The 25,173-nt window shown below is 36.4% G+C and carries 36 protein-coding genes; 7 read left to right on the forward strand and 29 right to left on the reverse strand.

Features of this window, described 5'->3' with window-relative positions:
* Positions 1 to 7: 7 nt before the first annotated feature.
* From rpsD to G9C87_RS20255, 27 genes are all read right to left on the reverse strand, one after another.
* The gene (rpsD, locus tag G9C87_RS20125) at positions 8 to 616 is read right to left on the reverse strand and encodes a 30S ribosomal protein S4 (protein ID WP_172284517.1); all 609 of its coding nucleotides are present in this window, start codon (positions 614 to 616) and stop codon (positions 8 to 10) included.
* Positions 617 to 635: 19 nt separating this feature from the next.
* Entirely contained in the window at positions 636 to 1,025 is a 390-nt protein-coding gene (rpsK, locus tag G9C87_RS20130) for a 30S ribosomal protein S11 (RefSeq protein ID WP_089028777.1), read from the reverse strand.
* A 12-nt stretch (positions 1,026 to 1,037) separates the two neighbouring features.
* Positions 1,038 to 1,415, reverse strand: coding sequence for a 30S ribosomal protein S13 (gene rpsM / locus G9C87_RS20135; protein WP_040993540.1), 378 nt, complete (start codon positions 1,413 to 1,415; stop codon positions 1,038 to 1,040).
* Between the two features lie 9 nt (positions 1,416 to 1,424).
* Positions 1,425 to 1,541 (reverse strand): 50S ribosomal protein L36, encoded by a 117-nt coding sequence (rpmJ, locus tag G9C87_RS20140; RefSeq protein ID WP_007839480.1) that lies wholly within the window; start codon positions 1,539 to 1,541, stop codon positions 1,425 to 1,427.
* A gap of 63 nt (positions 1,542 to 1,604) precedes the next feature.
* Positions 1,605 to 1,820 carry a translation initiation factor IF-1 gene (infA, locus tag G9C87_RS20145; protein ID WP_034684855.1) on the reverse strand — a complete coding sequence of 72 codons (216 nt, stop codon included), beginning with the start codon at positions 1,818 to 1,820 and terminating at the stop codon, positions 1,605 to 1,607.
* A gap of 3 nt (positions 1,821 to 1,823) precedes the next feature.
* Positions 1,824 to 3,203: a preprotein translocase subunit SecY gene (secY, locus tag G9C87_RS20150; RefSeq protein ID WP_172284519.1), complete on the reverse strand. Its 1,380-nt coding sequence runs from the start codon at positions 3,201 to 3,203 to the stop codon at positions 1,824 to 1,826.
* A 9-nt stretch (positions 3,204 to 3,212) separates the two neighbouring features.
* On the reverse strand, positions 3,213 to 3,662 hold the full coding sequence (gene rplO, locus G9C87_RS20155) for a 50S ribosomal protein L15 (protein ID WP_172284521.1): 450 nt from the start codon (positions 3,660 to 3,662) through the stop codon (positions 3,213 to 3,215).
* Positions 3,663 to 3,680: 18 nt separating this feature from the next.
* A complete protein-coding gene (gene rpmD, locus G9C87_RS20160; RefSeq protein WP_007839493.1) occupies positions 3,681 to 3,857 on the reverse strand; it encodes a 50S ribosomal protein L30 in 177 nt (58 codons plus the stop codon).
* 10 nt (positions 3,858 to 3,867) lie between these two features.
* Positions 3,868 to 4,389: a 30S ribosomal protein S5 gene (rpsE, locus tag G9C87_RS20165; RefSeq protein ID WP_172284523.1), complete on the reverse strand. Its 522-nt coding sequence runs from the start codon at positions 4,387 to 4,389 to the stop codon at positions 3,868 to 3,870.
* Between the two features lie 19 nt (positions 4,390 to 4,408).
* Complete coding sequence (gene rplR / locus G9C87_RS20170; protein ID WP_172284525.1) at positions 4,409 to 4,762, reverse strand: 50S ribosomal protein L18; 354 nt, start codon at positions 4,760 to 4,762, stop codon at positions 4,409 to 4,411.
* 14 nt (positions 4,763 to 4,776) lie between these two features.
* Entirely contained in the window at positions 4,777 to 5,322 is a 546-nt protein-coding gene (rplF, locus tag G9C87_RS20175; protein WP_172284527.1) for a 50S ribosomal protein L6, read from the reverse strand.
* 17 nt (positions 5,323 to 5,339) lie between these two features.
* Positions 5,340 to 5,738, reverse strand: a complete 399-nt coding sequence (rpsH, locus tag G9C87_RS20180; protein WP_172284529.1) for a 30S ribosomal protein S8 — start codon at positions 5,736 to 5,738, stop codon at positions 5,340 to 5,342.
* A 143-nt stretch (positions 5,739 to 5,881) separates the two neighbouring features.
* On the reverse strand, positions 5,882 to 6,151 hold the full coding sequence (gene rpsN, locus G9C87_RS20185; RefSeq protein WP_007839501.1) for a 30S ribosomal protein S14: 270 nt from the start codon (positions 6,149 to 6,151) through the stop codon (positions 5,882 to 5,884).
* A 3-nt stretch (positions 6,152 to 6,154) separates the two neighbouring features.
* The gene (gene rplE, locus G9C87_RS20190; protein ID WP_039364081.1) at positions 6,155 to 6,706 is read right to left on the reverse strand and encodes a 50S ribosomal protein L5; all 552 of its coding nucleotides are present in this window, start codon (positions 6,704 to 6,706) and stop codon (positions 6,155 to 6,157) included.
* A gap of 13 nt (positions 6,707 to 6,719) precedes the next feature.
* Entirely contained in the window at positions 6,720 to 7,046 is a 327-nt protein-coding gene (rplX, locus tag G9C87_RS20195; RefSeq protein WP_172284531.1) for a 50S ribosomal protein L24, read from the reverse strand.
* 22 nt (positions 7,047 to 7,068) lie between these two features.
* On the reverse strand, positions 7,069 to 7,437 hold the full coding sequence (gene rplN / locus G9C87_RS20200) for a 50S ribosomal protein L14 (protein WP_007839504.1): 369 nt from the start codon (positions 7,435 to 7,437) through the stop codon (positions 7,069 to 7,071).
* A complete protein-coding gene (gene rpsQ / locus G9C87_RS20205; protein ID WP_052186088.1) occupies positions 7,437 to 7,694 on the reverse strand; it encodes a 30S ribosomal protein S17 in 258 nt (85 codons plus the stop codon). The genes rplN and rpsQ overlap by 1 nt, the downstream gene beginning before the upstream one ends.
* 11 nt (positions 7,695 to 7,705) lie before the next feature.
* Positions 7,706 to 7,894 (reverse strand): 50S ribosomal protein L29, encoded by a 189-nt coding sequence (gene rpmC / locus G9C87_RS20210; protein ID WP_172284533.1) that lies wholly within the window; start codon positions 7,892 to 7,894, stop codon positions 7,706 to 7,708.
* Between the two features lie 12 nt (positions 7,895 to 7,906).
* Positions 7,907 to 8,332, reverse strand: coding sequence for a 50S ribosomal protein L16 (gene rplP / locus G9C87_RS20215; RefSeq protein WP_172284535.1), 426 nt, complete (start codon positions 8,330 to 8,332; stop codon positions 7,907 to 7,909).
* Positions 8,333 to 8,410: 78 nt separating this feature from the next.
* The gene (gene rpsC, locus G9C87_RS20220; RefSeq protein WP_172284536.1) at positions 8,411 to 9,145 is read right to left on the reverse strand and encodes a 30S ribosomal protein S3; all 735 of its coding nucleotides are present in this window, start codon (positions 9,143 to 9,145) and stop codon (positions 8,411 to 8,413) included.
* Between the two features lie 7 nt (positions 9,146 to 9,152).
* Entirely contained in the window at positions 9,153 to 9,551 is a 399-nt protein-coding gene (gene rplV / locus G9C87_RS20225) for a 50S ribosomal protein L22 (protein WP_172284538.1), read from the reverse strand.
* Positions 9,552 to 9,553: 2 nt separating this feature from the next.
* Entirely contained in the window at positions 9,554 to 9,832 is a 279-nt protein-coding gene (rpsS, locus tag G9C87_RS20230) for a 30S ribosomal protein S19 (RefSeq protein WP_002983209.1), read from the reverse strand.
* A 2-nt stretch (positions 9,833 to 9,834) separates the two neighbouring features.
* Entirely contained in the window at positions 9,835 to 10,656 is an 822-nt protein-coding gene (gene rplB, locus G9C87_RS20235) for a 50S ribosomal protein L2 (RefSeq protein WP_172284540.1), read from the reverse strand.
* 22 nt (positions 10,657 to 10,678) lie between these two features.
* Complete coding sequence (gene rplW / locus G9C87_RS20240; RefSeq protein WP_042720941.1) at positions 10,679 to 10,969, reverse strand: 50S ribosomal protein L23; 291 nt, start codon at positions 10,967 to 10,969, stop codon at positions 10,679 to 10,681.
* Positions 10,970 to 10,972: 3 nt separating this feature from the next.
* Entirely contained in the window at positions 10,973 to 11,602 is a 630-nt protein-coding gene (gene rplD, locus G9C87_RS20245; protein WP_172284542.1) for a 50S ribosomal protein L4, read from the reverse strand.
* Positions 11,593 to 12,219, reverse strand: a complete 627-nt coding sequence (gene rplC / locus G9C87_RS20250; RefSeq protein WP_007839520.1) for a 50S ribosomal protein L3 — start codon at positions 12,217 to 12,219, stop codon at positions 11,593 to 11,595. Before rplC ends, rplD begins: the two co-directional genes overlap by 10 nt.
* A gap of 227 nt (positions 12,220 to 12,446) precedes the next feature.
* Positions 12,447 to 13,211: a DeoR/GlpR family DNA-binding transcription regulator gene (locus tag G9C87_RS20255; RefSeq protein ID WP_172284544.1), complete on the reverse strand. Its 765-nt coding sequence runs from the start codon at positions 13,209 to 13,211 to the stop codon at positions 12,447 to 12,449.
* A 114-nt stretch (positions 13,212 to 13,325) separates the two neighbouring features.
* Between G9C87_RS20255 and G9C87_RS20260 the strand changes: the two genes are divergently transcribed.
* From G9C87_RS20260 to G9C87_RS20290, 7 genes are all read left to right on the forward strand, one after another.
* A complete protein-coding gene (locus G9C87_RS20260; RefSeq protein ID WP_172284546.1) occupies positions 13,326 to 14,915 on the forward strand; it encodes a glycerol-3-phosphate dehydrogenase/oxidase in 1,590 nt (529 codons plus the stop codon).
* Between the two features lie 19 nt (positions 14,916 to 14,934).
* Positions 14,935 to 16,431 (forward strand): glycerol kinase GlpK, encoded by a 1,497-nt coding sequence (gene glpK, locus G9C87_RS20265; RefSeq protein ID WP_172284548.1) that lies wholly within the window; start codon positions 14,935 to 14,937, stop codon positions 16,429 to 16,431.
* A 23-nt stretch (positions 16,432 to 16,454) separates the two neighbouring features.
* Complete coding sequence (locus G9C87_RS20270; protein ID WP_172284550.1) at positions 16,455 to 17,186, forward strand: MIP/aquaporin family protein; 732 nt, start codon at positions 16,455 to 16,457, stop codon at positions 17,184 to 17,186.
* 18 nt (positions 17,187 to 17,204) lie between these two features.
* Positions 17,205 to 18,005, forward strand: coding sequence for a hypothetical protein (locus G9C87_RS20275; protein ID WP_172284552.1), 801 nt, complete (start codon positions 17,205 to 17,207; stop codon positions 18,003 to 18,005).
* Between the two features lie 144 nt (positions 18,006 to 18,149).
* Positions 18,150 to 18,563 (forward strand): hypothetical protein, encoded by a 414-nt coding sequence (locus G9C87_RS20280; protein WP_172284554.1) that lies wholly within the window; start codon positions 18,150 to 18,152, stop codon positions 18,561 to 18,563.
* Positions 18,563 to 19,564, forward strand: a complete 1,002-nt coding sequence (locus G9C87_RS20285) for a hypothetical protein (protein ID WP_172284556.1) — start codon at positions 18,563 to 18,565, stop codon at positions 19,562 to 19,564. The genes G9C87_RS20280 and G9C87_RS20285 overlap by 1 nt, the downstream gene beginning before the upstream one ends.
* Positions 19,565 to 19,610: 46 nt before the next feature.
* The gene (locus tag G9C87_RS20290) at positions 19,611 to 22,325 is read left to right on the forward strand and encodes a hypothetical protein (RefSeq protein WP_172284558.1); all 2,715 of its coding nucleotides are present in this window, start codon (positions 19,611 to 19,613) and stop codon (positions 22,323 to 22,325) included.
* 37 nt (positions 22,326 to 22,362) lie between these two features.
* On the opposite strand, the gene G9C87_RS20295 is transcribed toward G9C87_RS20290, so the two are convergent.
* Both G9C87_RS20295 and G9C87_RS20300 read right to left on the reverse strand, forming a co-directional pair.
* Entirely contained in the window at positions 22,363 to 22,854 is a 492-nt protein-coding gene (locus tag G9C87_RS20295; RefSeq protein WP_172284560.1) for a low affinity iron permease family protein, read from the reverse strand.
* A 71-nt stretch (positions 22,855 to 22,925) separates the two neighbouring features.
* A complete protein-coding gene (locus tag G9C87_RS20300) occupies positions 22,926 to 24,932 on the reverse strand; it encodes a TonB-dependent receptor domain-containing protein (protein WP_228457064.1) in 2,007 nt (668 codons plus the stop codon).
* Between the last annotated feature and the right edge of the window lie 241 nt (positions 24,933 to 25,173).

Below are 25,173 nucleotides of genomic sequence, written 5' to 3' on the forward strand. Positions count from 1 at the left end.
TAAAAAATTATTTAGAGTAAAGTTCGACGATAAGCTGTTCCTTGATCTCCTCCGGAATCTGGATTCTTTCAGGCGCAGATACGAAAGTACCTTCTTTCTTCTCATCGTTGAATTGTAACCACTCATAGTTTGCTTTATAAGCTAATGCATCAGTAACTACTTCAAGAGACTTAGACTTTTCTCTTACTGCAATTACATCACCAGCTTTAAGCAAATAAGATGGAATATTTACCAGTTCTCCATTCACAGTGATGTGTCTGTGAGAAACCAATTGTCTAGCACCAGCTCTGGTTTTAGCAAAACCTAATCTGTATACTACGTTATCCAATCTAGATTCGCAAAGTTGTAATAGAACTTCACCTGTTACACCTTTACTTCTGTGTGCTTTATCGAATAAGTTTGCGAACTGTCTTTCTAAAATACCATAAGTATATTTAGCTTTTTGTTTTTCAGCTAACTGAACTGCATATTCTGATTTCTTAGCACCTCTTCTTTTGTTAGGACCGTGTTGTCCTGGCGGTTGGTTTTTTCTTTTCTCGAAGTTTTTATCATCTCCGTAGATTGCAGCACCAAACTTTCTAGCAATCTTAGTTTTAGGTCCAATATATCTTGCCATAATGGGTAAATTCTAAAAATTAAACTCTTCTTCTTTTTGGTGGTCTACATCCATTGTGCGGCATTGGAGTCACATCAATGATTTCGCTAACTTCAATTCCTGAATTGTGAATAGTTCTGATTGCAGATTCTCTACCTGCCCCAGGACCTTTCACAAACACCTTTACTCTTCTTAATCCAGCTTCATGAGCAACATTAGAGCAATTTTCTGCTGCCATTTGAGCAGCAAATGGAGTATTCTTTTTAGAACCTCTGAATCCCATTTTACCGGCAGATGCCCAAGAGATAACTTCTCCGCTTTTATTTGTTAAAGAAATGATGATGTTATTGAAAGAAGCCTGAATATGCGCTTCACCAATAGCTTCAACTTTTACTTTTCTTTTCTTAACTACTTTAGTTTGTTTTGCCATAATTCCTAACGATTATTTACTAGCTTTTTTCTTGTTAGCAACAGTTTTTCTCTTTCCTTTACGGGTTCTAGAGTTGTTTTTCGTTCTCTGGCCTCTTAAAGGTAGTCCTAGTCTGTGACGTATTCCTCGTTGGCATCCTATGTCCATCAATCTCTTGATGTTCAATTGCACTTCAGAACGTAATTCTCCTTCTACTTTAATGTTTTCAGAGATATAAGTTCTAATTGCAGCCAATTCATCGTCATTCCATTCGTTGACTTTCTTGTCTTCGCTGATACCGGCAGCTTTAAGGATTTCAGAAGAAGTACTTCTTCCCACCCCATAAATATAAGTTAAACCGATAACGCCTCTTTTGTTTTTTGGTAAATCAATACCTGCAATTCTCGCCATAATTTAATATTAGCCTTGTCTTTGTTTAAATTTTGGGTTCTTCTTGTTGATCACAAAAAGTACACCTTTTCTGCGTACAATTTTGCAATCAGCGCTTCTTTTCTTAATTGATGCTCTAACTTTCATTTGATAGTATTTATTTTTTAACAATAGCCAAATGGAAACCCGAAGACTCCATTTGGCGTTTGTTTAATATCTAAAAGTAATTCTCCCTTTTGTCAAATCATAGGGAGACATTTCTAGTTTTACCTTATCTCCAGGTAAAAGTTTAATATAATGCATTCTCATTTTACCAGAAATATGAGCTATAAGTATATGCCCATTTTCTAGCTCTACACGGAACTGAGCGTTCGAAAGTGCTTCCGTTATTACGCCGTCTTGTTCAATATGTTTTTGTTTCGCCATAAATTAATATCCAGTCGTTCTTGATAATTTAGACTGCATTAAGCCATCATAATGATGGTTCAGCAGATATGTATTAATCTGTTGAACAGTATCTAAAATAACTCCAACCATAATCAATAGTGACGTTCCCCCGAAAAATAGGGCGAACGCATCTGTCTGAACTAAGCTTCCGTGTACAATTGCCGGAAGGATTGCAAAGATAGATAAAAATATTGCACCTGGCAAGGTAATTTTAGATAAAATATCATCTAAATAATCAGCCGTCTCTTTTCCTGGTCTTACTTTCGGTACCAAACCTCCGTTTCTCTTTAAATCATCGGCCATTTGGTTCACCGGAATTGTAATTGCAGTATAGAAAAATGAAAAGATTATAATCAGTAATGCAAACAATACATTGTACTGCCAGCTAAAAACATTCTTGAAACCTGCAAGAAAAGTATTGGATTCATCAAATTTAGTTAATAAACCTGGAACAAACATCAATGCCTGAGCAAAGATAATTGGCATAACTCCGGCAGCGTTAACTTTCAATGGGATCCACTGTCTTGCTCCCTGCATAAGATTTTTATTTACACCTCCTCTTGCTTGTGCTCTGCTTACATATTGAATTGGAATCTTTCTCACAGCAACAGATAACACTACTGCTAAAAGAACAACCAACATCCAGAATATCACCTCAATAAGGATCATAATAGATCCCATCCCTCCTTTTCCGTTCTGCACGGCCATTTCCTGAACAAATGCTTCTGGAAGTCTAGATAAGATACCTACCATAATAAGGATAGAAATACCATTTCCTATTCCTTTATCGGTAATTTTCTCACCTAGCCACATTGCAAATACTGAACCGGCAACCAAAATAACAATACTTGGTAACCAGAACATGATAGAATTTGGCTCTACATAGTATGCAGACTGGAACTGAGCATATGGTAAAAATAATTGAGTAATAGAAGTTAAATAAGAAGGTGCTTGTACTAAACACACACCGATTGTTAACCATCTTGTAATTTGATTCAATGTATTTCTACCTGACTCTCCATCTTTCTGAAGTTTCTGAAGATAAGGAATAGCCATCCCCATCAACTGAACAATAATAGAAGCTGAAATATAAGGCATTATACCAAGTGCCATAACAGAAGCGTGGCTGAAAGCCCCCCCTGTAAACGACGAAAGCAAGCCAAGGAGACCTGCTCCTTGCTTGTTACCGCCTTGACTTTTATAATGCTCTAAGAGATCTCCTACTTGTGCAAGGTTAATTGCAGGTAGAGAGATATAAGATGCGAATCTATACACAAGGATAATACCTAACGTAAAAAGAATTTTATCTCTTAATTCCTTTAGGCTCCAAATATTTTTGAGGGTTTGTATAAATTCTTTCATTAGTTACTATTATAATGTAATTGCTTTTCCACCTGCCTTAGCAATAAGCTCTTCAGCAGATTTAGTGAATTTGTCAGCAGAGATTGAAACCGCAGATTTCAATTCTCCTCTACCCATAATTTTCACTATTTCGTTTTTAGTAGCTAAACCGTTTGCTACCAAAACTTCTTTAGTAATATCTCCAGTGATAGATTTATTTTCTATTAAAGTTTGGATAGAGTCCAGGTTAATAGCTCTATATTCTTTTCTGTTTACATTTTTGAAACCAAATTTCGGTAATCTTCTTTGTAAAGGCATCTGTCCACCTTCGAAACCGATCTTCTGAGAATAACCAGCTCTAGATTTCTGACCTTTGTGTCCTTTTGTAGAAGTACCTCCTTTTCCACTACCTTGTCCTCTACCAATTCTTTTTGAATTAAAAGTAGAACCTGCAGCAGGTTTTATGTTGTTTAAATTCATTTTAATTTCTTTTTAAAATTATTTTTGAACTTCAAGTAAATGACTAACTGCAGCTATCATTCCTAAAATAGAAGGCGTAGCTTCGTGCTCTACAACTTGGTGAAGTTTCTTAAATCCTAATGCTTCAAGCGTTCTCTTTTGGGTTTTTGTTCTTCCAATAGCGCTTCTTACTTGTTTTACTTTAATTGTTGCCATTGTTTTTATATTAACCGTTAAACACTTTAGTTAAAGAAACTCCTCTCATTCTTGCAATTTCCTCAGGTCTTCTGATGTCTAACAATGCTTTGAAAGTAGCTTTCACCACGTTGTGAGGGTTAGAAGATCCTTTAGATTTTGAAAGGATATCGTGAATACCAGCAGATTCCAATACCGCTCTTACCGCACCACCGGCGATAAGTCCTGTACCGTGAGAAGCAGGTCTTAAGAAGATATCTGCACCACCGTATCTAGCAGTAGTTTGGTGAGGAATAGTGTGGTTCATTACAGGAACTTTCACAAGGTTTTTCTTAGCATCTTCAACTGCTTTAGCAATTGCAGAAGCAACTTCCTTAGACTTTCCTAAACCGTAACCAATAATTCCATCTTCATTTCCAACAACAACAATAGCAGAAAAGCCGAAAGCTCTACCTCCTTTAGTTACTTTTGTTACTCTGTTTACAGCTACGAGACGATCTTTTAATTCTAATCCTCCCGGTTTTACTCTTTCTATATTATCTAGTCCTAACATATTTTCCGAAATTTAATGATTAGAATTTAAGTCCACCTTCTCTCGCACCATCAGCTAGAGCTTTCACTCTTCCATGGTATACGAAACCGTTTCTATCAAACACAATATTTTCAATTCCTGCAGCGATAGCTTTAGCAGCGATAGCTTTACCAACAGCAGCAGAAACTTCAATTTTAGTTCCATTAGCGTCTACTCCTTTCTCTCTTGAAGAAGCAGCTACTAAAGTTTTACCATCTTTATCGTCGATTAACTGAGCGTAAATTTCCTTATTACTCTTATATACCGATAATCTTGGCAATTCAGAAGATCCAGAGATTTTTCCTCTTACTCTTCTTTTGATTCTTATTCTTTTTTCTAATTTACTTAATGCCATTTTCTTATAATTTATTAAGCAGATTTACCAGCTTTACGTCTAACATTTTCACCTACGAATCTTACACCTTTTCCTTTGTATGGTTCAGGTTTTCTGAATGAACGGATCTTCGCAGCCACCATTCCAAGAAGTTGCTTGTCGAAAGACGTTAAAGTAATAATTGGGTTTTTACCTTTTTCAGTCAATGTATCAATTTTAACTTCGCTAGGAAGCTCTAATGTAATACCGTGAGAGAATCCTAAAGCCAACTCAAGTTTTTGACCTGAGTGAGATGCTCTATATCCTACCCCTACAAGTTCTAGTTTCTTTTCGAAACCTGCAGATACACCAACAATCATGTTGTTGATTAACGCTCTGTATAAACCGTGAAGCGCTCTGTGTTGTTTAGAATCAGATGGTCTGTTTACATTCAGTTCTCCATCTTTTTGTTCTAAAGTAATTCCTTCTGTAAGTTCCTGAGTAAGTTCTCCTTTAGGACCTTTTACAGTTACTACACTGTTATTTTCAGTGATGGTAACTCCAGCAGGAATTGTTATAATTGCTTTACCAATTCTTGACATTTTCCTTTGATTAAAAATTAATAAACATAGCAGATTACTTCACCGCCTACTTTCTCTTCTCTAGCTTTCTTATCTGTCATTACTCCTCTTGAAGTAGAGATAATAGCTACACCCAAACCATTCAATACTCTTGGAAGTTCAGCAGAACCTTTGTACTGTCTCAAACCTGGTCTTGAAGCTCTCTGGATAGATTTAATAGCTGGTTTGTTAGTTTGCTTGTCATACTTTAAAGCGATTTTGATAGTCCCTTGAACAGCGTTATCTTCAAACTTGAAGTTTAAGATATACCCTTGATCAAATAAGATTTTCGTAATCTCCTTTTTGATTTTCGATGCAGGAATTTCCACCACTTTGTGGCCTGCGCTTTGTGCGTTCCTTACTCTGGTTAGGAAATCTGAAATTGGATCTGTTACCATTTTTCTATTTTAAATTATTGGTTGAAGAACAATCAGTATTGAAAGGACTTGAAGAGTAAAATATCAGACTTCAGAAATCTTAGGTCTGATATTTTTTTCTTTAGTATCCAGACAACTTAATTGTCCCGATTATTGATTAATGATTACCAACTAGCCTTTTTAACTCCTGGGATAAGACCGTTGTTTGCCATTTCTCTGAAAGTTACTCTGGAAATTCCGAACGTTCTCATGTATCCTCTTGGTCTACCTGTTAGTTTACATCTGTTGTGTAATCTTACAGGAGAAGCATTTTTAGGTAATTTCTGAAGTGCTTCATAATCACCAGCTTCTTTTAAAGCTTTTCTTTTGTCAGCGTATTTAGCAACTAGTGCTTCTCTTTTGCGCTCACGCGCTTTCATTGATTCTTTAGCCATTTCTTAGTTCTTTTTAAATGGTAAACCGAAGTGAGTTAATAATGCTTTCGCTTCTTTATCTGTTTTCGCAGTTGTAACGAAAGTGATGTCCATCCCTTGGATTTTTTTCACTTTGTCGATTACGATCTCAGGGAAGATAATTTGCTCAGTAATACCTAAGTTATAATTACCTCTACCATCGAAACCATCAGCTTTGATACCAGAAAAATCTCTAATACGTGGTAAAGCAGAAGAAGTAAGTCTGTCTAAGAACTCATACATTTTATTCGCTCTTAAAGTAACTTTAGCTCCTACAGGCATTCCTTTTCTCAATTTGAAAGCAGCTTCGTCTTTCTTAGAGATAGTACCTACGGCCTTTTGACCAGTAATGTTTGTAAGTTCTTCTACAGCATAATCAATGATCTTTTTGTCTGCAGTAGCATCACCTAATCCTTGAGATAAGATGATTTTTTCCAATTTAGGCACCTGCATTACAGATTTGTACCCAAATTCTTCCATCATTGCAGGAACAATTGTTTCTTTATATGCTTTCTTGGGTCTTGCTATATATTCCATGTGTTATTTAAAATTATAAAGTTTCACCCGTTTTTTTGTTGATTCTTACCTTCTTATCTCCTTCAGTTTTGTAACCTACTTTTACAGCTTTACCGTCTTTACCAACTAAAGCTACATTTGAGATATGAATAGAAGCTTCTCTTTCAACGATTCCTCCTTGAGGATTTGAAGCTGAAGGCTTAACGTGTTTCTTAATGATGTTAAGTCCTGCAACAATTACTCTAGGGTCTCTACCTTCTTTTTTGATCACTTCAATAACTTCACCAGTCTTACCTTTGATATCTTTCTTACCAGTAGTAATGATTACGTTATCTCCTCTTTTTATTTTTAACTTTGACATTTTCTTTTAAAAATTTTTAAAATTAAAGTACTTCAGGAGCTAATGAAATGATTTTCATATATTCTTTGTCTCTCAACTCACGAGCCACAGGTCCGAAAACACGTGTTCCTCTCATTTCTCCTGCTGCGTTTAGTAATACACAAGCGTTATCTTCGAATTTGATGTATGATCCATCTTTTCTTCTAACTGCTTTTTTAGTTCTTACTACTACAGCTTTAGATACCTGACCTTTTTTAGCATTTCCTGATGGTGTAGAATCTTTGATCGTAACTACGATTTTATCACCAACTGAAGCATATCTTCTTCTGGTTCCTCCCAGAACTCTGATAACCAATACTTCTTTAGCACCTGTGTTATCAGCAACTTTTAATCTTGATTCTGTTTGTAACATTACTTAGCTTTTTCAATGATTCTTACTAATCTCCATCTTTTACTCTTGCTCATTGGTCTAGTTTCTTGGATAAGAACTGTATCTCCTTCTGTGCATTCGTTGTTTTCGTCGTGTGCAGTATATTTTTTCGTTTTTAATACGAATTTACCGTACATCGGGTGTTTCACTCTAGTAGTCTCACTTACAACAATGGTCTTTTCCATTTTATTGCTGGAAACTATTCCGATTCTTTCTTTTCTTAAGTTTCTTTCCATAATGTATGAAAATCTTATTGTTGTTTAGTGGTTAACTCTGTATTTAGTCTTGCGATTGTCTTTCTCAAATCTCTGATTTGAATTGGATTTTCAAGAGGACTGATTTTGTGAGCTAATTTCATTTTAGAGAACTCAGCTTTAGCTTCAGTCAATTTAGCTTGAATATCTTCTGCGCTTAGATTTTTAATTTCAGCTTTTTTCATTGTATTCAAAGATTATAGAGGTTTAACAAAATCGTTCGCAACTACAAATTTGGTCACTACCGGTAATTTCTGAGCAGCAAGTCTTAAAGCTTCCTTAGCGATTTCGTAAGGTACACCACCCACTTCAAACATAATTTTACCTGGCTTTACTACAGCTACCCAATATTCCACAGCACCTTTACCTTTACCCATCCTTACTTCAGCTGGTTTTTTAGTAATTGGCTTATCCGGGAAAATTTTGATCCATAGTTGACCTTCTCTCTTCATATATCTTGTCGCAGCGATACGCGCAGCTTCAATCTGTCTTGCAGTGATCCAAGCTCCTTCTGTAGCTTTGATTCCGAAAGTTCCGTAAGCAAGTTGATTACCTCTCTGAGCAATCCCCTTCATCTTCATCTTATGAACTCTACGGAATTTGGTTCTTTTTGGTTGTAACATAATTTCTTAAATTTTAGATTTTAGAATTTAGATTTTAAAAAAGTAACGGTCATTTAAAAACTATCCTCTAAAATTTTATTAATTATTTTTTTTATCTCTTGAAGGTCTTCTGTTATCTCTGTCTCCTCTGTTTCCTCCTCCTGAAGGTCCTTTTTTCTGTTGTCCTACTAAAGGAGAAAGTTCTCTTTTACCATAAACTTCACCTTTCATAATCCAAACTTTAACCCCAAGTCTACCATAAGTAGTATGAGCCTCTGCAATGTGGTAATCGATATCAGCTCTGAAAGTAGATAAAGGAATTCTTCCGTCTTTGAAAGATTCGCTTCTTGCCATTTCAGCTCCGTTCAATCTACCAGAGATCTGAACTTTGATACCTTCTGCACCCATTCTCATTGTGCTTGCAATAGCCATTTTAACAGCTCTTCTGTAAGAAATTCTGTTTTCAATTTGCTTAGCAATGCTATCAGCAACTAATACTGCATCAAGCTCAGGTCTTTTGATTTCGAAAATGTTGATCTGAATATCCTTACCAGTCAATTTCTTCAACTCTTCTTTCAATTTATCAACTTCCTGACCTCCTTTCCCGATGATAAGTCCCGGTCTAGCAGTAGTAATAGTAACTGTAACTAATTTTAATGTTCTTTCAATAAAGATTTTTGAAATTCCACCTTTAGATAATCTAGCTTCAAGGTATCTTCTGATTTTGTAGTCTTCAGCGATTCTGTCTCCATAATCGTTTCCACCAAACCAGTTAGAATCCCATCCTCTGATGATACCTAATCTGTTACCAATTGGATTTGTCTTCTGTCCCATACCTTGATTAATTTTCTTTATTACCTAAGATTAGTGTAACGTGGTTAGATCTTTTTCTGATTCTATGACCTCTACCTTGTGGAGCTGGTCTTAGTCTCTTCAATTGTCTTGCACTATCCACGAATATTTCTTTAATGATAAGGTTAGCTTCTTCTATATCCGAACCTTCGTTTTTCGTCTGCCAGTTTGCCATAGCAGAAAGAAGTAATTTCTCTAACTTGTTAGATGCTTCTTTTTTAGAATATTTAAGGATATAAAGAGCTTTATCTACCTGCTCTCCTCTGATGATATCAGCAACTAATCTCATTTTTCTTGGAGAAGACGGGCAATTGTTTAATGAAGCCTTTACAACGTCTTTGTTAGCTTCTTTTCTTGCGATTGAACTATCTTGTTTTCTTGATCCCATGATTATCTGCTTCCTTTGTTTTTGTTACCACCATGACCTCTGAAAGATCTTGTTGGAGAAAATTCGCCTAACTTGTGACCAACCATGTTTTCTGTAACATATACAGGGATAAAAGATTTCCCGTTATGTACAGCAATAGTTTGTCCTACGAAGTCCGGAGAGATCATCGATGCTCTAGACCAAGTTTTGATAACTGTCTTCTTACCAGACTCTATATTTGCCTGAACCTTCTTATCTAAAGTATGATGAATGAACGGTCCTTTTTTAAGTGATCTTGCCATAATTATTTTCTTTTAGATACGATGTAACGGTTAGACACTTTGTTTTTCTTTCTAGTTTTGTAACCTTTAGCCGGTTTACCGTTTCTAGATCTTGGGTGACCTCCTGAAGAACGTCCTTCACCACCACCCATTGGGTGATCTACTGGGTTCATTACAACCGCTCTTGTTCTTGGTCTTCTACCTAACCATCTGCTTCTACCAGCTTTTCCTGATACTGTTAATTGGTGATCAGAGTTAGAAACAGATCCAATCATTGCATAACATTCAGTAAGGATCATTCTAGATTCTCCTGAAGGCAATTTGATGATTGCATATTTTCCATCTCTTGAAGTTAATTGAGCTGAAGAACCAGCACTTCTTGCTAAAATAGCACCTTGTCCAGGCTTCATTTCAACACAAGAAATAACAGTACCTAATGGAATATTTTTCAATTTCATTGCGTTACCGATATTTGGCTCTACGCTTTCTCCTGCAATCACCTTTTGATCAACTTTAATACCGTTTGGAGCGATGATATATCTCTTCTCTCCATCTGCGTACTCTAATAAAGCGATAAATGCAGTTCTGTTTGGATCGTATTCTACAGATTTTACCGTTGCTTCAACATCATGTTTGTTTCTTTTGAAGTCGATAATTCTGTATTTCTTTTTGTGTCCACCTCCGGTGTAACGCATGGTCATTTTACCTGTTTGGTTACGTCCACCTGACTTTTTAATACCAACTGTTAGAGATTTCTCTGGTTTGTTGGTAGTAATTTCCTCAAAATTATTTACAATTCTGAATCTCTGTCCCGGGGTGATAGGTTTTAATTTTCTAACAGACATTACTATTATTTATAATTAATAATTAATTTACAGCAAAAATATCGATAACCTCACCTTCAGCAAGTTTGATTACCGCTTTTTTCAATTTGTTTGTCTTTCCTACTTGAAGACCTTTTTTAGTGTATTTCGAAGAAACCTTCGGAGCATAAATCATTGTGTTAACGTCTGCTACTTTTACACCGTAAGCTGCTTCAACAGCTTTTTTGATCTGGATTTTATTCGCCTTAGTATCCACTAAGAAAGAATAAGAACCTCTTAAATCTGTAAGGTAATTAGCCTTTTCTGAAATAACTGGTTTAATAATAATAGACATGACTTATTTCTTTAAATTTTCTTGGAATTTCTCGATAGCACCTTCTAAGAATACGATCTCACCTGCATTGATTAGGTCATAAGAACTAATTTCGTTATAAGCAAGAACTTTAGTCTTAGGTAGGTTTCTTGAAGATAAATAAACATTTTTGTTTGCTTCATCTAAGATGTAAAGAGATTTTTTACCTTCGAATCCTAAAGCGTTATTGATGTTGATAAACTCTTTAGTTTTAGGAGTTTCGAAATTGAAAGCCTCTAATACTTTAATACTGTTATCTCTCAATTTCTGAGATAAAACAGATTTTTTTGCTAATCTCTTAAGAGCTTTATTCAATTTGAATCTGTAGTCTCTTGGCTTAGGTCCGAATACTCTACCTCCACCTCTGAATGTTGGAGATTTAATATCACCATATCTAGCAGATCCAGATCCTTTTTGCTTCTTAAGTTTTTTAGTAGAAGCAGTAATTTCGCTTCTTTCTTTTGATTTATGAGTACCTTGTCTCTGAGCGGCAAGATATTGCTTAACTTCTAAGTAAACCGCGTGCTGATTTGGCTCAATTCCGAATACTGTTTCGTCTAGAGTTACTTTTCTTCCGGTCTCTTTTCCTGATGTATTTAATACTACTAGTTCCATTTTCTGATAATTACATAAGAATTTTTAGCTCCCGGAACAGCACCTTTTACTACTAAAAGATTTTGTTCTTGATCCACTTTTAATACTTGAAGGTTTTGAACAGTTACCTGCTTACCTCCCATTCTACCCGCCATTCTCATTCCTTTGAATACTCTCGAAGGATCCGATCCAGCACCGATAGAACCTGGAGCTCTAAGTCTGTTGTGCTGACCATGAGTAGCTTGCATTACACCTCCAAATCCGTGTCTTTTAACAACACCTTGGAAACCTTTACCTTTAGAAGTACCTGTTACGTCAACATATTCACCTTCAGCGAATAAATCAACTTTTACTTCTTCTCCTACTTTTACTTCATCAACGAATTCTCTGTAGAATTCTACCAATTTAGCTTTAGGAGCAGAACCAGCCTTTTTAAAATGGCCAGCTAACGCTTTACCAACGTTCTTTTCACTCTTGTCATCGAAACCTAATTGAACTGACTTGTATCCGTCCTTTTCAATGGTTCTGACCTGTAAAACCGAGCACGGACCAGCTTGAATAACTGTACAAGGAATGTTTTTTCCTTCTTCGTTAAACAAAGACGTCATACCGATTTTTTTACCAATAATACCTGACATTGTTTATGTTATAATAAAATTTATCCTTTATTTATCCTCATTTTCAGCAAGCTAAAGTAATTTCCACGTTTGAGATGGGCATACTTTTCCCCTAAAATGAGTGTGCAAATTTATGGATAATTTTTAGATTGACAAATTTTTACAGCAAAATATTTTGATTTTTAGTCGTTTACAAAATAAATTACTTTTCAAGCCCGAATCTAACCAGAGCATAGAACATAGCATGGCTACTTCGTGATAACACTCAGACCTATTTCTTCGAGCCTCTTTTTATCCTCTTCCAGTATGCCATCATCGGTAATCAGATAATCTATTTTATCTAAAGAAGAAATCTTACCGAAGCCTTTTTTGTTTAGTTTGGATGAGTCCGCCAATATCATCACTTTATCGGAACATTCTATCATTAATTGATTGAGGTGTGCTTCAGCTGCATTGGAAGTACTGATTCCAAAATCCATATCAATGCCGTCTACTCCCAGGAATAATTTATTGCATGAAAACTGAGCAAGAATTGTTTCGGATATAGAACCCACGATCGATGTAGAACTTTTACGAACCTCACCCCCCAATTGTATAATATTTATATTAGGATTATTGCATAACTCGAGTGCCACTCTCAGCGATGACGTAAGCACAGTAAGACGGCCGAAATTCACCAGCATCCTTGCCAGATAATGCATTGTAGTTCCTGAAGCCAGAATAATACAATCGTTTTCTTCTATAAGTTTCACTGCCGCCTTGGCAATATTCTGCTTAGCCTCTACATTAATATTCTCCTTTTCATCTACGTTCTTTTCATACGCATACCTCACATGCTTGCTTGCACCTCCATGATTTCGAAAAAGAAGACCCAAGCTTTCTAAATAGTTCAGATCCTTTCGAATGGTAACGGAAGAAACATTATACTTTTCGCATAATTCCTGCACGAGAACATAATCTTTCTTTTCCAGCTCCTGCAGTATCTCAGTATGCCTTGGTATTAATTTTTCCATTCTTTTTCTTTCCCCAAAGTTATTGTTTTTTTTCAAGAACATAAAATTTCACTTATTTTCTTTTTACTTTCATTTTTAATTACTAGCTTTGAATTCGAAACTTAACGAAACATTATGAAACGAAATGAAGAACTCAGCAAATTAACCACCGTAAAAGAATGGGACTTTTTAGTCATTGGTGGAGGAGCAAGCGGTTTAGGTTCGGCATTGGACGCAGTAAGCAGAGGGTTTAAAACATTACTGCTGGAATCTCACGATTTCGCGAAAGCTACTTCCAGCAGAAGTACAAAGCTGGTACACGGCGGTGTAAGATATTTGGCACAGGGAGATATCGGTTTGGTAAAAGAGGCATTGAAGGAAAGGGGATTATTGGCAAAAAATGCAGCCCATGTGGTAAAGAACCAATCATTTATTATTCCTAATTATACATGGTGGGGAGGAATTTATTACAAAATAGGACTTTCGATTTACGATTTTCTGGCAGGGAAATTAAGCTTAGGTAAAACAAAATATATCAGCAAATCAAAAACAGTTGAAAAACTTCCGACGATTGAACAGAAAAATCTGGCAAGCGGGGTTGTATATCAGGACGGACAGTTTGATGACGCGAGATTGGCTGTTAATTTAACCCAGACCATTATTGAAAAAGGAGGCACAGCGGTTAATTATGTTAAAGTAATTAACCTGATAAAAAACAGCTCCAATAAAGTAATCGGTGTAATCGCTGAAGATCAGTTTACCAAGCAGCAATTTGAAATCCACGCAAAAGTAGTCATCAATGCGACAGGAGTTTTCACGAATGATATTCTGAATATGAACAACCCGAAACATGGAAAATTCGTTGTTCCAAGCCAGGGTATTCATTTGGTACTGGATAAGTCCTTCTTGAAAAGTGATGACGCCATTATGATTCCGAAAACTTCTGACGGAAGAGTCTTGTTTGTCGTTCCATGGCACGACAGAGCGCTTGTAGGAACAACCGATACATTATTGGAAAGTGAAAGTTTTGAGCCACGAGCATTGGAAGAAGAAATTAAGTTTGTTTTAAATACAGCAAGACAATATTTAGCAAAAAAACCTACTCGGGAAGATGTAAAATCTGTTTTTGCAGGACTTAGGCCGCTTGCCGCACCAAAGGATGGAAGCAAAAGCACAAAAGAAGTTTCGAGAAGCCATAAAGTAGTAACATCCGATACAGGATTGGTTTCCATCATCGGAGGAAAATGGACTACCTATCGAAAAATGGCAGAAGATACTATCGATGAAGCGATGAAAGTTCACCATCTGGGAACAACTACATCCAAAACAGAACATCTTTCGATTCATGGAAATGTAAAACCTGAAACGGTAGACAGAAGCAACCATTTGTATGTTTACGGATCAGACATTCCGGAAATCAAAAAACTACAGCAGAGCAATCCTGAATTTTCAAAAAAAATACATCCTGATCATCCATTCACAGTTGCTGAAGCAATTTGGGCAATCCGTCAGGAAATGGCAGAAACCATTGAGGACATCCTGGCCCGAAGAGTCCGTCTTTTATTTTTAGATGCAAGAGCAGCAATCGACAGTGCACATAAGATTGCTTCTATTATCGCAAAAGAAAACGGGCATTCAGAGGAATGGGCTAATGAGCAGGAAAGAGAATTTATCGAATTGGCAAAGGGATACCTGTTAACTCCTTATTCGCCAAGATCCATTTAACCTAAATCAACGTCACAACATGAGTGAAAAGTTAATTCTCGCTCTGGACCAAGGCACAACTTCGTCAAGAGCCATTTTATTCAATCACAGCGGAGAAATAGAATTTGTTTCTCAGAAAAGTTTTGAACAGATATTTCCTACCCCGGGTTGGGTAGAGCATGACCCTAATGAAATCTGGTCTTCCCAGGTATCGGTAGCAGCAGAAGTTATCGCTAAAGCAGGTATCTCAGGGCTTGAGGTTGCAGCGATAGGGATTACAAACCAGCGCGAAACAACGATCGTTTGGGACAGAGAAACAGGTGAACCCGTTTATAATGCCATCGTATGGCAGGACAGGAGAACATCAAAATACTGTGACTCGCTAAAAGAACAAGGGTATACAGACATGATCAAAGAAAAAACAGGTTTGGTTCTTGATGCTTATTTTTCAGCAACCAAAGTAAAGTGGATCCTTGATAATGTAGATGGAGCAAGAGAGCAGGCAGAAGCAGGAAAATTGTGTTTTGGAACTGTTGATACATGGCTGGTATGGAAACTAACGCGTGGAAAAATGTTTATCACAGATGTTTCGAACGCAAGCAGAACAATGCTCCTAAACATCCAATCTTTGGAATGGGATGAAGATCTTTTAAAGTTATTTAATATTCCAAAAGCGATCCTTCCTGAAGTGAAACAAAGCAGTGAAGTTTATGGAGAGACCGCTACCACTTTATTCTCAACAAAAATTCCAATTGCAGGTATTGCCGGAGACCAGCAGGCAGCTTTGTTCGGACAAATGTGTACAACACCGGGAATGGTAAAAAACACATACGGTACAGGATGCTTTCTTTTGATGAACACAGGGAAAGAGGCTGTTCACTCTAAGAACAACTTGCTGACAACCGTTGCATGGAAGATAAACGGAGAAGTTAATTATGCGCTGGAAGGCAGTGTTTTTGTGGGAGGGGCTGCAATTCAATGGGTAAGAGACGGGCTCAAATTAATTAACTCTGCTGACGAAATTAACAGTCTGGCCAAAACCGTCGAAGATAATGGAGGTGTTTATTTTGTACCGGCACTTACGGGTCTGGGAGCTCCATATTGGGATCAGTATGCAAGGGGAACTATTGTTGGAGTGACAAGAGGAACCACTAACGGACATATTGCCAGAGCTACTCTAGAAGGTATAGCATTCCAGGTATATGATATTGTAAAAGCGATGGAGGCAGATTCCGGAACTGGTAGTTTAGAACTAAGAGTTGATGGTGGTGCTTCCAATAGTGACTTACTAATGCAAATACAGTCTGATCTATTCGGTTTCAAGATTACACGCCCAAGAACTTTAGAAACAACAGCCCTGGGTGCTGCCTATCTTGCCGGACTTGCTGTAGGTTATTGGAAAAATATTGACGAAATTCAATCTCAATGGATCGTGGATAAAGACTTCCACCCTCAGCTTGAGAAAGAAAAAGCCGACAAGATGATCCACTTCTGGCACAAAGCAGTAAAGCGTTCTCAAGATTGGATTGAAGATTAATTTCCACTAAATAAAAATAAACTATGACTCCATTTATAGCAGAAATCATCGGAACAATGCTTATGATCCTACTCGGAAACGGTGTAGTGGCCAACGTTGTTTTAAAGGATACAAAAGGAAACAATTCCGGTTGGATTGTAATTACCACAGCCTGGGCACTTGCAGTTTTCGTTGGGGTAACAGTTGCAGGGCCAGTGAGTGGCGCTCATCTGAACCCTGCCGTAACGTTAGGCCTGGCTATCGCGGGAAAATTTTCATGGGATCTGGTTCCCACATATATCGCCGGAGAAATGATTGGCGCCATGTTAGGTGCTTTTCTTGTCTGGCTATTTAATAAGGATCACTTTGCCATTACCGAAGATGAAGGCGCAAAATTAGCATGTTTCAGCACAGGTCCGGCAATAAGAAAGCCGGTTTCGAATCTTATCAGTGAAATTATAGGAACGTTTGTGCTTGTTTTTGTGATCTTCCATTTTGCCGATCCAAGCCTCACTTTGGGTAATGATCCGACCGCTAAGATCGGACTGGGGACTGTTGGTGCTCTACCTGTTACCTTACTTGTTTGGGCTATTGGCTTATCATTAGGAGGAACTACAGGTTACGCCATTAATCCTGCCCGTGACCTTGGACCAAGGATTATGCACGCTATTCTTCCGGTAAAAGGAAGCAGTGATTGGGGATATGCATGGATTCCTATTGCAGGACCAGTGCTAGGAGCAACCCTTGCGGCTTTATTGCATCTCGCTTTAAATTAATCAAAGAAAGTTTACAGTATGAAAAAACTACTTTTTATATGCCTGATTATTTTAGGTACAGGGAGTCTCTTTGCCCAGGAGGACACAGAAATCAAGGATGACGGCCGCCTGGATTTCACTGCTAATATCCAGAATAACCACTTGTGGAGAGGCTTGATCATTACAGATAAGCCCGTGGTAATGGGAAACCTTTCTTACGCTTTGGATAAAGAAAAAAAATGGAAAGTGGGAATATGGGGAGCTTCCGCTTTAACCGATGACAAGGATGGCACCCATTATAAAGAGATCAATTATTATGTTCAGTATTCTGACGGACGGCTTTATATTGGGTTATGGGACTTATTTAACTCCAGAAACATCAATACTACAGTAGCTTCGGATGATATCTTTAATTATTCAAACAGAAGAACCGCCCATATTATTGATCTGAGAACAAATTACACCTTCGGTCCTTCGTTCCCTTTAAACATTGAAGCAGACATCATGCTTTATGGAGGTGCTAACGCGGGAGAAGTTGTTTTGAAACCGGACGGGAGCTATAAAAAGAATAAATATTCCACGTATGTTCAGGTAAGCTATCCTGTTATTGCCCATCAAAAAGTAAATCTGGATGCATTTGTTGGTGGAGGCTTCGCCTTCAATGACAGCACATTTTTATATGGTAATGGAAAAAACAGTTTTGATATCGTAAATGTAGGTATCAAAGCCAGTAAAGCTTTAAAGATAACGGAACATTATACCCTTCCCGTATCAATGATGGCCATGTGGAATCCATCAAATAAATATGCAAGGATTCAGCTGGCAGCAACCGTATTTTAAAAAAATCAACATTATAAGAGGTCCATTCCGGTCACAACCGGAATGGGCTTTTTTACATATATCATTGATATCCTTAAGACAAAGTAAATACCGTGTTTTTACGGTGTAATTCTTGCATAAATCTTTTTACATTTGATCAAAAAAATGAAAAAGATATTCTGCGTGCTTATCCTCTGCATCGCAACCCTTTCCTTTTCACAATCTAAAGTTCCGTTTACTGGAAAAAGATCTTTCAATATAATAGAAGGATACAGCGGAACCGGCACACCAGCCTATTATCTTGATGTAAAAAAGAACGGCGATGTTTATTTTGGCTATGTACAGGTAAATCAGGCTAGCGGAGAAGAAACCAGTGAAGAAATAAATGCTGGGAAATACACACCTCAGGTCATGAAGGTCCAGTTCAAAAAGTACAATGAAACTTTCTATGTAAAGTTTGATAAAGAAAAAATATACCTTACTGATGAAAAGGGAAATATTCAGAAATCTGAGGATTGCTGTTCTGCGATGGAAAATGATAAAGAAAGTTGTACCTGTGAAAGCGCTTTTTACCAATAATGAAAATAATTAAGTTTTTAGTCATTCTTATTTTGCTTGTTTCATGCAGCGAAAGAGAGAAACATCCGTACACGTTTTATTACTGGAAAACAAAATTGTCTTTAGACAATGAAGAGAAAAAAGCATTAGATAAAACAACCGTCCCTATTCTTTACACAAGGTTCTTTGACATCAATAAAGTAAACGGCAGATTTCAGCCTTTAGCCGTCATCACCAAAGACGAAAGTTTCGAGACAGACAAACAAATTGTCCCTACCGTATTTATCACCAACCAGACTTTTGTTAATATTTCAGGGGAGGAAATACACTTCCTTGCAGAAAGCATACATCATTTAATTGACAAAAAGAGTAAAGAATATAAGCTGAAGACCAATCATGAAATTCAGATTGATTGTGACTGGACAGCCGGAACACGTGACGATTATTTCGCGTTTTTAAAAGAACTTCACAAAATTTCCGGCAAAGACATTGACTGTACGCTTCGGCTTCATCAGGTAAAAGATAAAGCAATAATGGGAATCCCTCCTGTAAAAAAAGTATTCCTGATGTGCTACTCCACCTCTTCTCCTTTGGAAACATCTGATAAGAATTCAATTCTGGATGTTAATATCCTTAAGAGCTATCTTTCAAAATTGGAAGATTATCCAATCAAGGAAATTGAAGTGGCTTTACCTATTTACTCGTGGGGAATTGTTACCAATCATTTAGGAAGACACAAGCTCATCAATGCTTTATCACAAAATGACCTGAAAAATCCTAATTTTAAAAAGATTTCAGATCATGAAATTGAAATTCAAAAAGATGGATTTTACTTTGGAAATTACCTGAATAAAGGATTTACCATAAAAGTTGAGAAAATTACAAACGACCAGCTCAGAGATGTCATTGCTTTTTTAGATAAAAAAATACCGTTGTTTAATATCGTTTATTATCAATTAGATACTAAATTTGTTGTGAACCAAAATTTCAAACTGATGTCTAAATTCCAGAGTGATTTTTAACATCATAGAATACAATAAAACACAACGCAAAAAATACTACATACCCATGAAAAAGTATATTCTCACAATTGCAGTCTTTTCACTTTTTTATACAAAATCAGAAGCTTGCGCCTGGTCAGATCCGGACTATGAGTATTTTAATCTTTTTACCCAAAGTATTATCAAGGATAAATCATATCTGCCATTTCTGCACAGTTATTCAACAAGATTTTATACTGACTTTAAACCTGGTCAGATTCCGGATGAAAATATTGGGGCATGGAGGAAATTCTTTGGCAATCAGCTGAGCTATCAGGAAACCAATTATCTGGTAAATAATATAAGCCTTAATGAGCTTAATGAGCTCAAAAAAGGAAATCCGGGTAATCAACTATTGAAAAAACTGGGAACAGGTTTCTATCAGAAATATCGCGAAGGAATTGATTACTTAATTGAAGCCAAATATCTTGAGCCCTATATGAGGATCAATTTTATTGAAAATCCTGACTCTTATTTTTACAACGGGCCTCAAAGTGATAAAAATGCAACCAACCTTGACTATAACAAAACTATTTCAGCATTAACCTCTTTATATAATGCTGCAAAAAATCCTGAGATAAAACAGCGATACGGTTACCAACTGGTCCGTTTCAATCATTATACCAGAAATTATGACGCTGCACTTCAGGCTTTCAGAACCTATATTGAGCCGATCAAGTTAAAAGGAGTTCCTTACTTTATGGCCCTTGACCAGTTAGCCGGCGCACAAAGAGGTATGAAGATGAACAGTGATGCCAACTGGAACTTCTTTCAGGTTTTCATGAATAGTGATAGCCGTAAAGAGTCTGCTTTTGTTTCTATGAAACTTTCTGATACCGCATCTTTTAATAACATTTTAAAAAGAGCAGGTACTCCGAATGAAAAGAATATGGCTTATTTTCTTTTGGGATATGAAGATTTCACCAATCCTATTCCTATAATGGAGAAGATGTACGATATTGATCCTAATTCGGAAATTCTGAAAGTAATGGCGGTAAGAAGTATCAATGAACTGGAAAGAGCTTATCTTCCTACTTATTATTATTCTGACGACACAGATAACGCAACCGTTCAAAAAGAAAACTCAAGTACATCTGCTGATTCTCAGAAAAAAGAATCTCCGGAAGTAAAAGAAAAAAAACTTTCATTCTGGCAGAAGATTATCCGGTTCTTTAAAAACCTGTTCGGAGGGTCTAAATCGGATAAGACAGCTGACGGAAAAGCAGATCAAAGTGATGATGAGCTATTAGATAATCCTAATCGAATTCCTTTCCACACAAAAAATCAAAGTTTTTGGTATGGAGATAGCAAGCAGATAGATTATCTTAATGATCTTGAAAAATTTACCTCAAAAACCAAAGAGAAATCTAAGGATGAATATTGGCAGATTGCAGATGCATACCTTAAATTCTTAAAAAAAGACTACAAAGCAAGTACTGAAATTCTGGAAGATATTAAAACAACCAATCCTGAATATCTTGAAGAGATCAAAAGGATGAAGGTCTTAAATGATATTGTTTCCCAACCGAAGATTACTTCCGATTACGAAGATCATCTAATGAAAGATTATCCGGAATATTTCATCGAAAAAGAAGTGAAGTCAGACAGTACAAATTCCGATTATGACAATTATTACGGTCCTGTTCCATCTACTGCCTCATTCCTTAAGGACGTTTTAGCTAACCGATATTTCCTTCAGGGAGAGGATGGGAAATCATTCCTAATGAGCAATAAGCTTTCTGATCTCCAATATAATCCTAATTCAAGTTTGGTTAAAAGTGTAGAGGACTTTTACAGGAAGCCTAATAAAAATCAATTCGAACAGCAGATCATTGCCAAAAATATGGACGATGTAGGAAATATTGAGGCATTCTTCAGTGTAATTTATGGCGACCGGGCGATGAGAGTTGCCGATTTTGAAAAAGCAAAATCATATTATCAGAAAGCGCAGGACTTTGTAGGAATTCCTAGGATCAATTATGACTGGGTTTCCAGTGAACAACCAAAAGTTCCTCATCAATATGCTAAAGACGAATACAATGGTTTCAGAAATATCCCGGATTATGTTTTTGGCCATAATGTATGGGAAAGCTTCGAAAGTGATGCAGCCACCAGCATGGAAAACGAAGACTACACTCAATTTCCTTTCATAAAGACCATGATGAATAAGCTTGAATTAGCAGATGCTGCTATAGAGCTTAAGAAAATTGGTAACGGAAAAGATGAAAAAGCTGCTAAAGCGAGCCAGCTTATTGGTAATTTATTGTATAATACTTCCATTCTTGGTTATTACCGACAGCTATTCGTAATGGATGTAAATAATAGTAATGGTGGCAAATATGATTTCTGGAATACAGATAAGAAAACACCATATCAATATTATTATAAAAATTTCCTTGACAGATCTTACATTGAACCGGATAATTTTGATCTGGCTATCAATTATTATAAAAAAGCCCTGACCCTTTCAGGGAATAAGGAAGAAAAAGCGAGAATCTTATTCCAGATGGCTAGTGCAGAGCAAGGAAAATACTATCAATACGAAGCAAAAAATCCATCAAAGATAAGTTATTCCGATCCTCAATATTCTGAGAAAAGCGATGCCTATCAAAAGCAACTGGACAATATAAAGAATGAAAAGTTCCGAACGTATTTTGCTTTATTAAAAACCCAGTATTCTGATACGGAAACTACCAAAAATCTAATGGGAAGCTGTTCTTATTTTAGTTACTTCATGAAATAGAACAATCGCTTTCGGTCTGAAATAAAAAAAGGAATCACTATGATTCCTTTTTTTGTTTTTCCAACCATTCCTCATGTTTCTTTTTAAACAGATCATGCTTGTAGCTTTGATTTCTTTTAGCCGCATCAATAGAATGAGAAGTATGGATATCCACATCATCTTGAGCAAAATCAGCTAATTTCTCATAATAGGTATGCAGCTGATCCAATTCTTTTTCGGATAAGTCTTCTATATCTACAATCCGGTTACTCGCTTTTTCATGGGCTGCGATCAGCTCATTTAGTTTAATCTGTATAGCTTTAGAATCTTTATTCTGGGATTTCTGAATAAGAAATACCATCAAAAAAGTAATAATCGTTGTTCCTGTATTGATCACCAGCTGCCAGGTTTCAGAATAATGAAATACAGGTCCGGAAAGAGCCCAGATTACAACAATAGCAGTAGCTCCAATAAAAGCATGGGAACTTCCTGTAAATTTGGTTGCCCAATCTGAAAACTTTTCAAAAAAATTATTATCCTTATGACTCATAGTGGCTATTATTTTAAAGAATAAAAGTATTAAATAATATTGTTCTTTAAACAAAATAACTACAAAGCATTTTAGAAAAAGTAATTTGCTCCAAATTGATATCTGATTCCGTCGATCCTGAAGCCAAAGTTATTAGCCGGATCAGAGTTATCATTGCGGATATTTTTATCCAATAGATTATAAACACCAAAAGTAAAGCGAACATTTTTATTGAGTCGATACACCGCTCCTAAATCCAGTAAAAAATAAGATGGTATTGGAAATTCCTGTGCTCTTCCTCTGGATACTCCCGGCTGACTTTCACTTCTGTAGTTCATTCTTGACCAAAACTCGAAGCTATAATTTGCTTTCCAGGCTAAGTTTGCATTTACCATATGCTTTGGTATTCTTGCATATGCTTTATTGTAAAGCGAAGGAACTTCATTGGATTTAATTTTGGTGTCTGTATAGGTATAGTTGGTTTTTAAGGTAAGATCTTTTGTCAAGTTGATTCCAAGATTAGCTTCCATTCCTATACTTTTAGCTTTACCCAGATTTTCCCTTGTTGAAATAAAATCATAAACATGATTGTATAGACTTTCAAATTGTGCACATTCCTCAGTATTATTACACTTTCTTACTTCTACCAATTTATTTTTGAAATCAGTATTAAAACCTGTTACACTCAGACTAATAACTTTCTTGTTATCTTCAAACATTATAGTTGCTTCCTGATTAAAACTTTTCTCTGGTTGTAAGTCTTTATTTCCGATAATTACCCCATCCTGCGATCCTCCACCGGTTACTTGTCCCCAAGCTGGATTTACAGCTCGCAAACCTGGTGCCTTGTACCCCCAAGAAGCCCCACCCTTGGCAGTGAAGTTTTTATTGATACTCCATACCAGGTAGCCTCTCGGAGTAAAATTGGATCCATAATTCTGATCATTATCCAAACGTGCTCCCGTAACTAAATGAAGCCTTTGAATCAATTTCCAGTTTCCTTCAGCAAAAGCAGACCAGTTCCAACGGGTTAATTGATCCACTACATCATTTTCTGATTTAAGTTTATTTCCAAAATCATTCAATCTTTCATATCTATATTCAGCACCAAAACTGATGACATGTTCCTTTATATTGAAATTGTTAAGGCTATAAGCTACAAAAGTCTCATACCTCATATCCCTGTTAGGGTTATTGGTATTGTCATATTGCAGATAGGAATTCGTATGAAAATTAGAATAGTCACCCTTATGGCTTAATGACAATACATTTCTTTCATAATTATTACTGGAACTTTTTGCATTAGCAGCTAATGAATACCCTGCATTCTGATTTCTTTCCTGACGATTAAAATCATAATTTAGCTTAAACGTGTTCTTCGTGTCAGGAGTAAGACTAAGTTCTGTTCCAAAAGCTTTAATAATACGTTCCGTAAATCCTCCAACAAATTTATCTTCATTTCTATCCGAATAACTTCCTGTAATTTTTAATTGAAGAAGGTTTTTGATTAAAGATCCAGCAGTATATCCATCTATTTGATAAGTATTACCAGATTCTTTATGAACTTGCTGTATCAAACTGGTCGCTATTGACCCTTTCCAGCTATCTGTAAGCTTCTTAGTAATGATATTGATCACTCCTCCCATTGCATCAGAACCATATAGTGAGGACATCGGTCCTTTTACTACTTCAATTCTTTCAATAGTCTCCAATGGAGGCATCCATCCTTGTTCAATTCCGGGACCATCAGAATTTGGTCTTGTCTCCCTTGTATTAATTCTCTTCCCATCAATTAAGACTAATGTCTGCCCGGATTCAGCCCCTCTTATTGAGAAATCACTGGTACTTCCCCCTCCCGTAATAAAAACTCCGGGAACATCCTGTAAAGCATCTGTTATATCCCGATATGCCCTCTTTTTTAGATCTGCCTGTGTAATCACAGAAATAGTAGCTGGAGTATCTTTAATTTTTTGTGCATATCCTGATCCGGTTATAACCACTTCATCAATATTTCCGTTTTTTAAAGAATCTTTTACCTTCTGACCATTTGCTAAACCAATCCCTAGCAATGCTAAATAAATAGATACTGTTCTCTTCATAATCATTTTTTGCAAAAATATTATTTTTATTAATTCTAAATAAATTAATAATGGTGATATATGTCATTGCAAAGAATTACTCTTTGTAATTTTATTACCACTCAGTTTAATTCGCAAAAAAATCTACAAACATAAAGTTCAATATTTACCAAATAAAAAAAAGGTCAATCGTTCTCTACAGACTCCTCTACTTCTTACGGTTCCTCGTCCAAATATCATTGAAATCTTTCTTATTGATACA

Source organism: Chryseobacterium sp. LAM-KRS1, from assembly GCF_013184525.1.
Lineage (GTDB): Bacteria > Bacteroidota > Bacteroidia > Flavobacteriales > Weeksellaceae > Chryseobacterium > Chryseobacterium proteolyticum.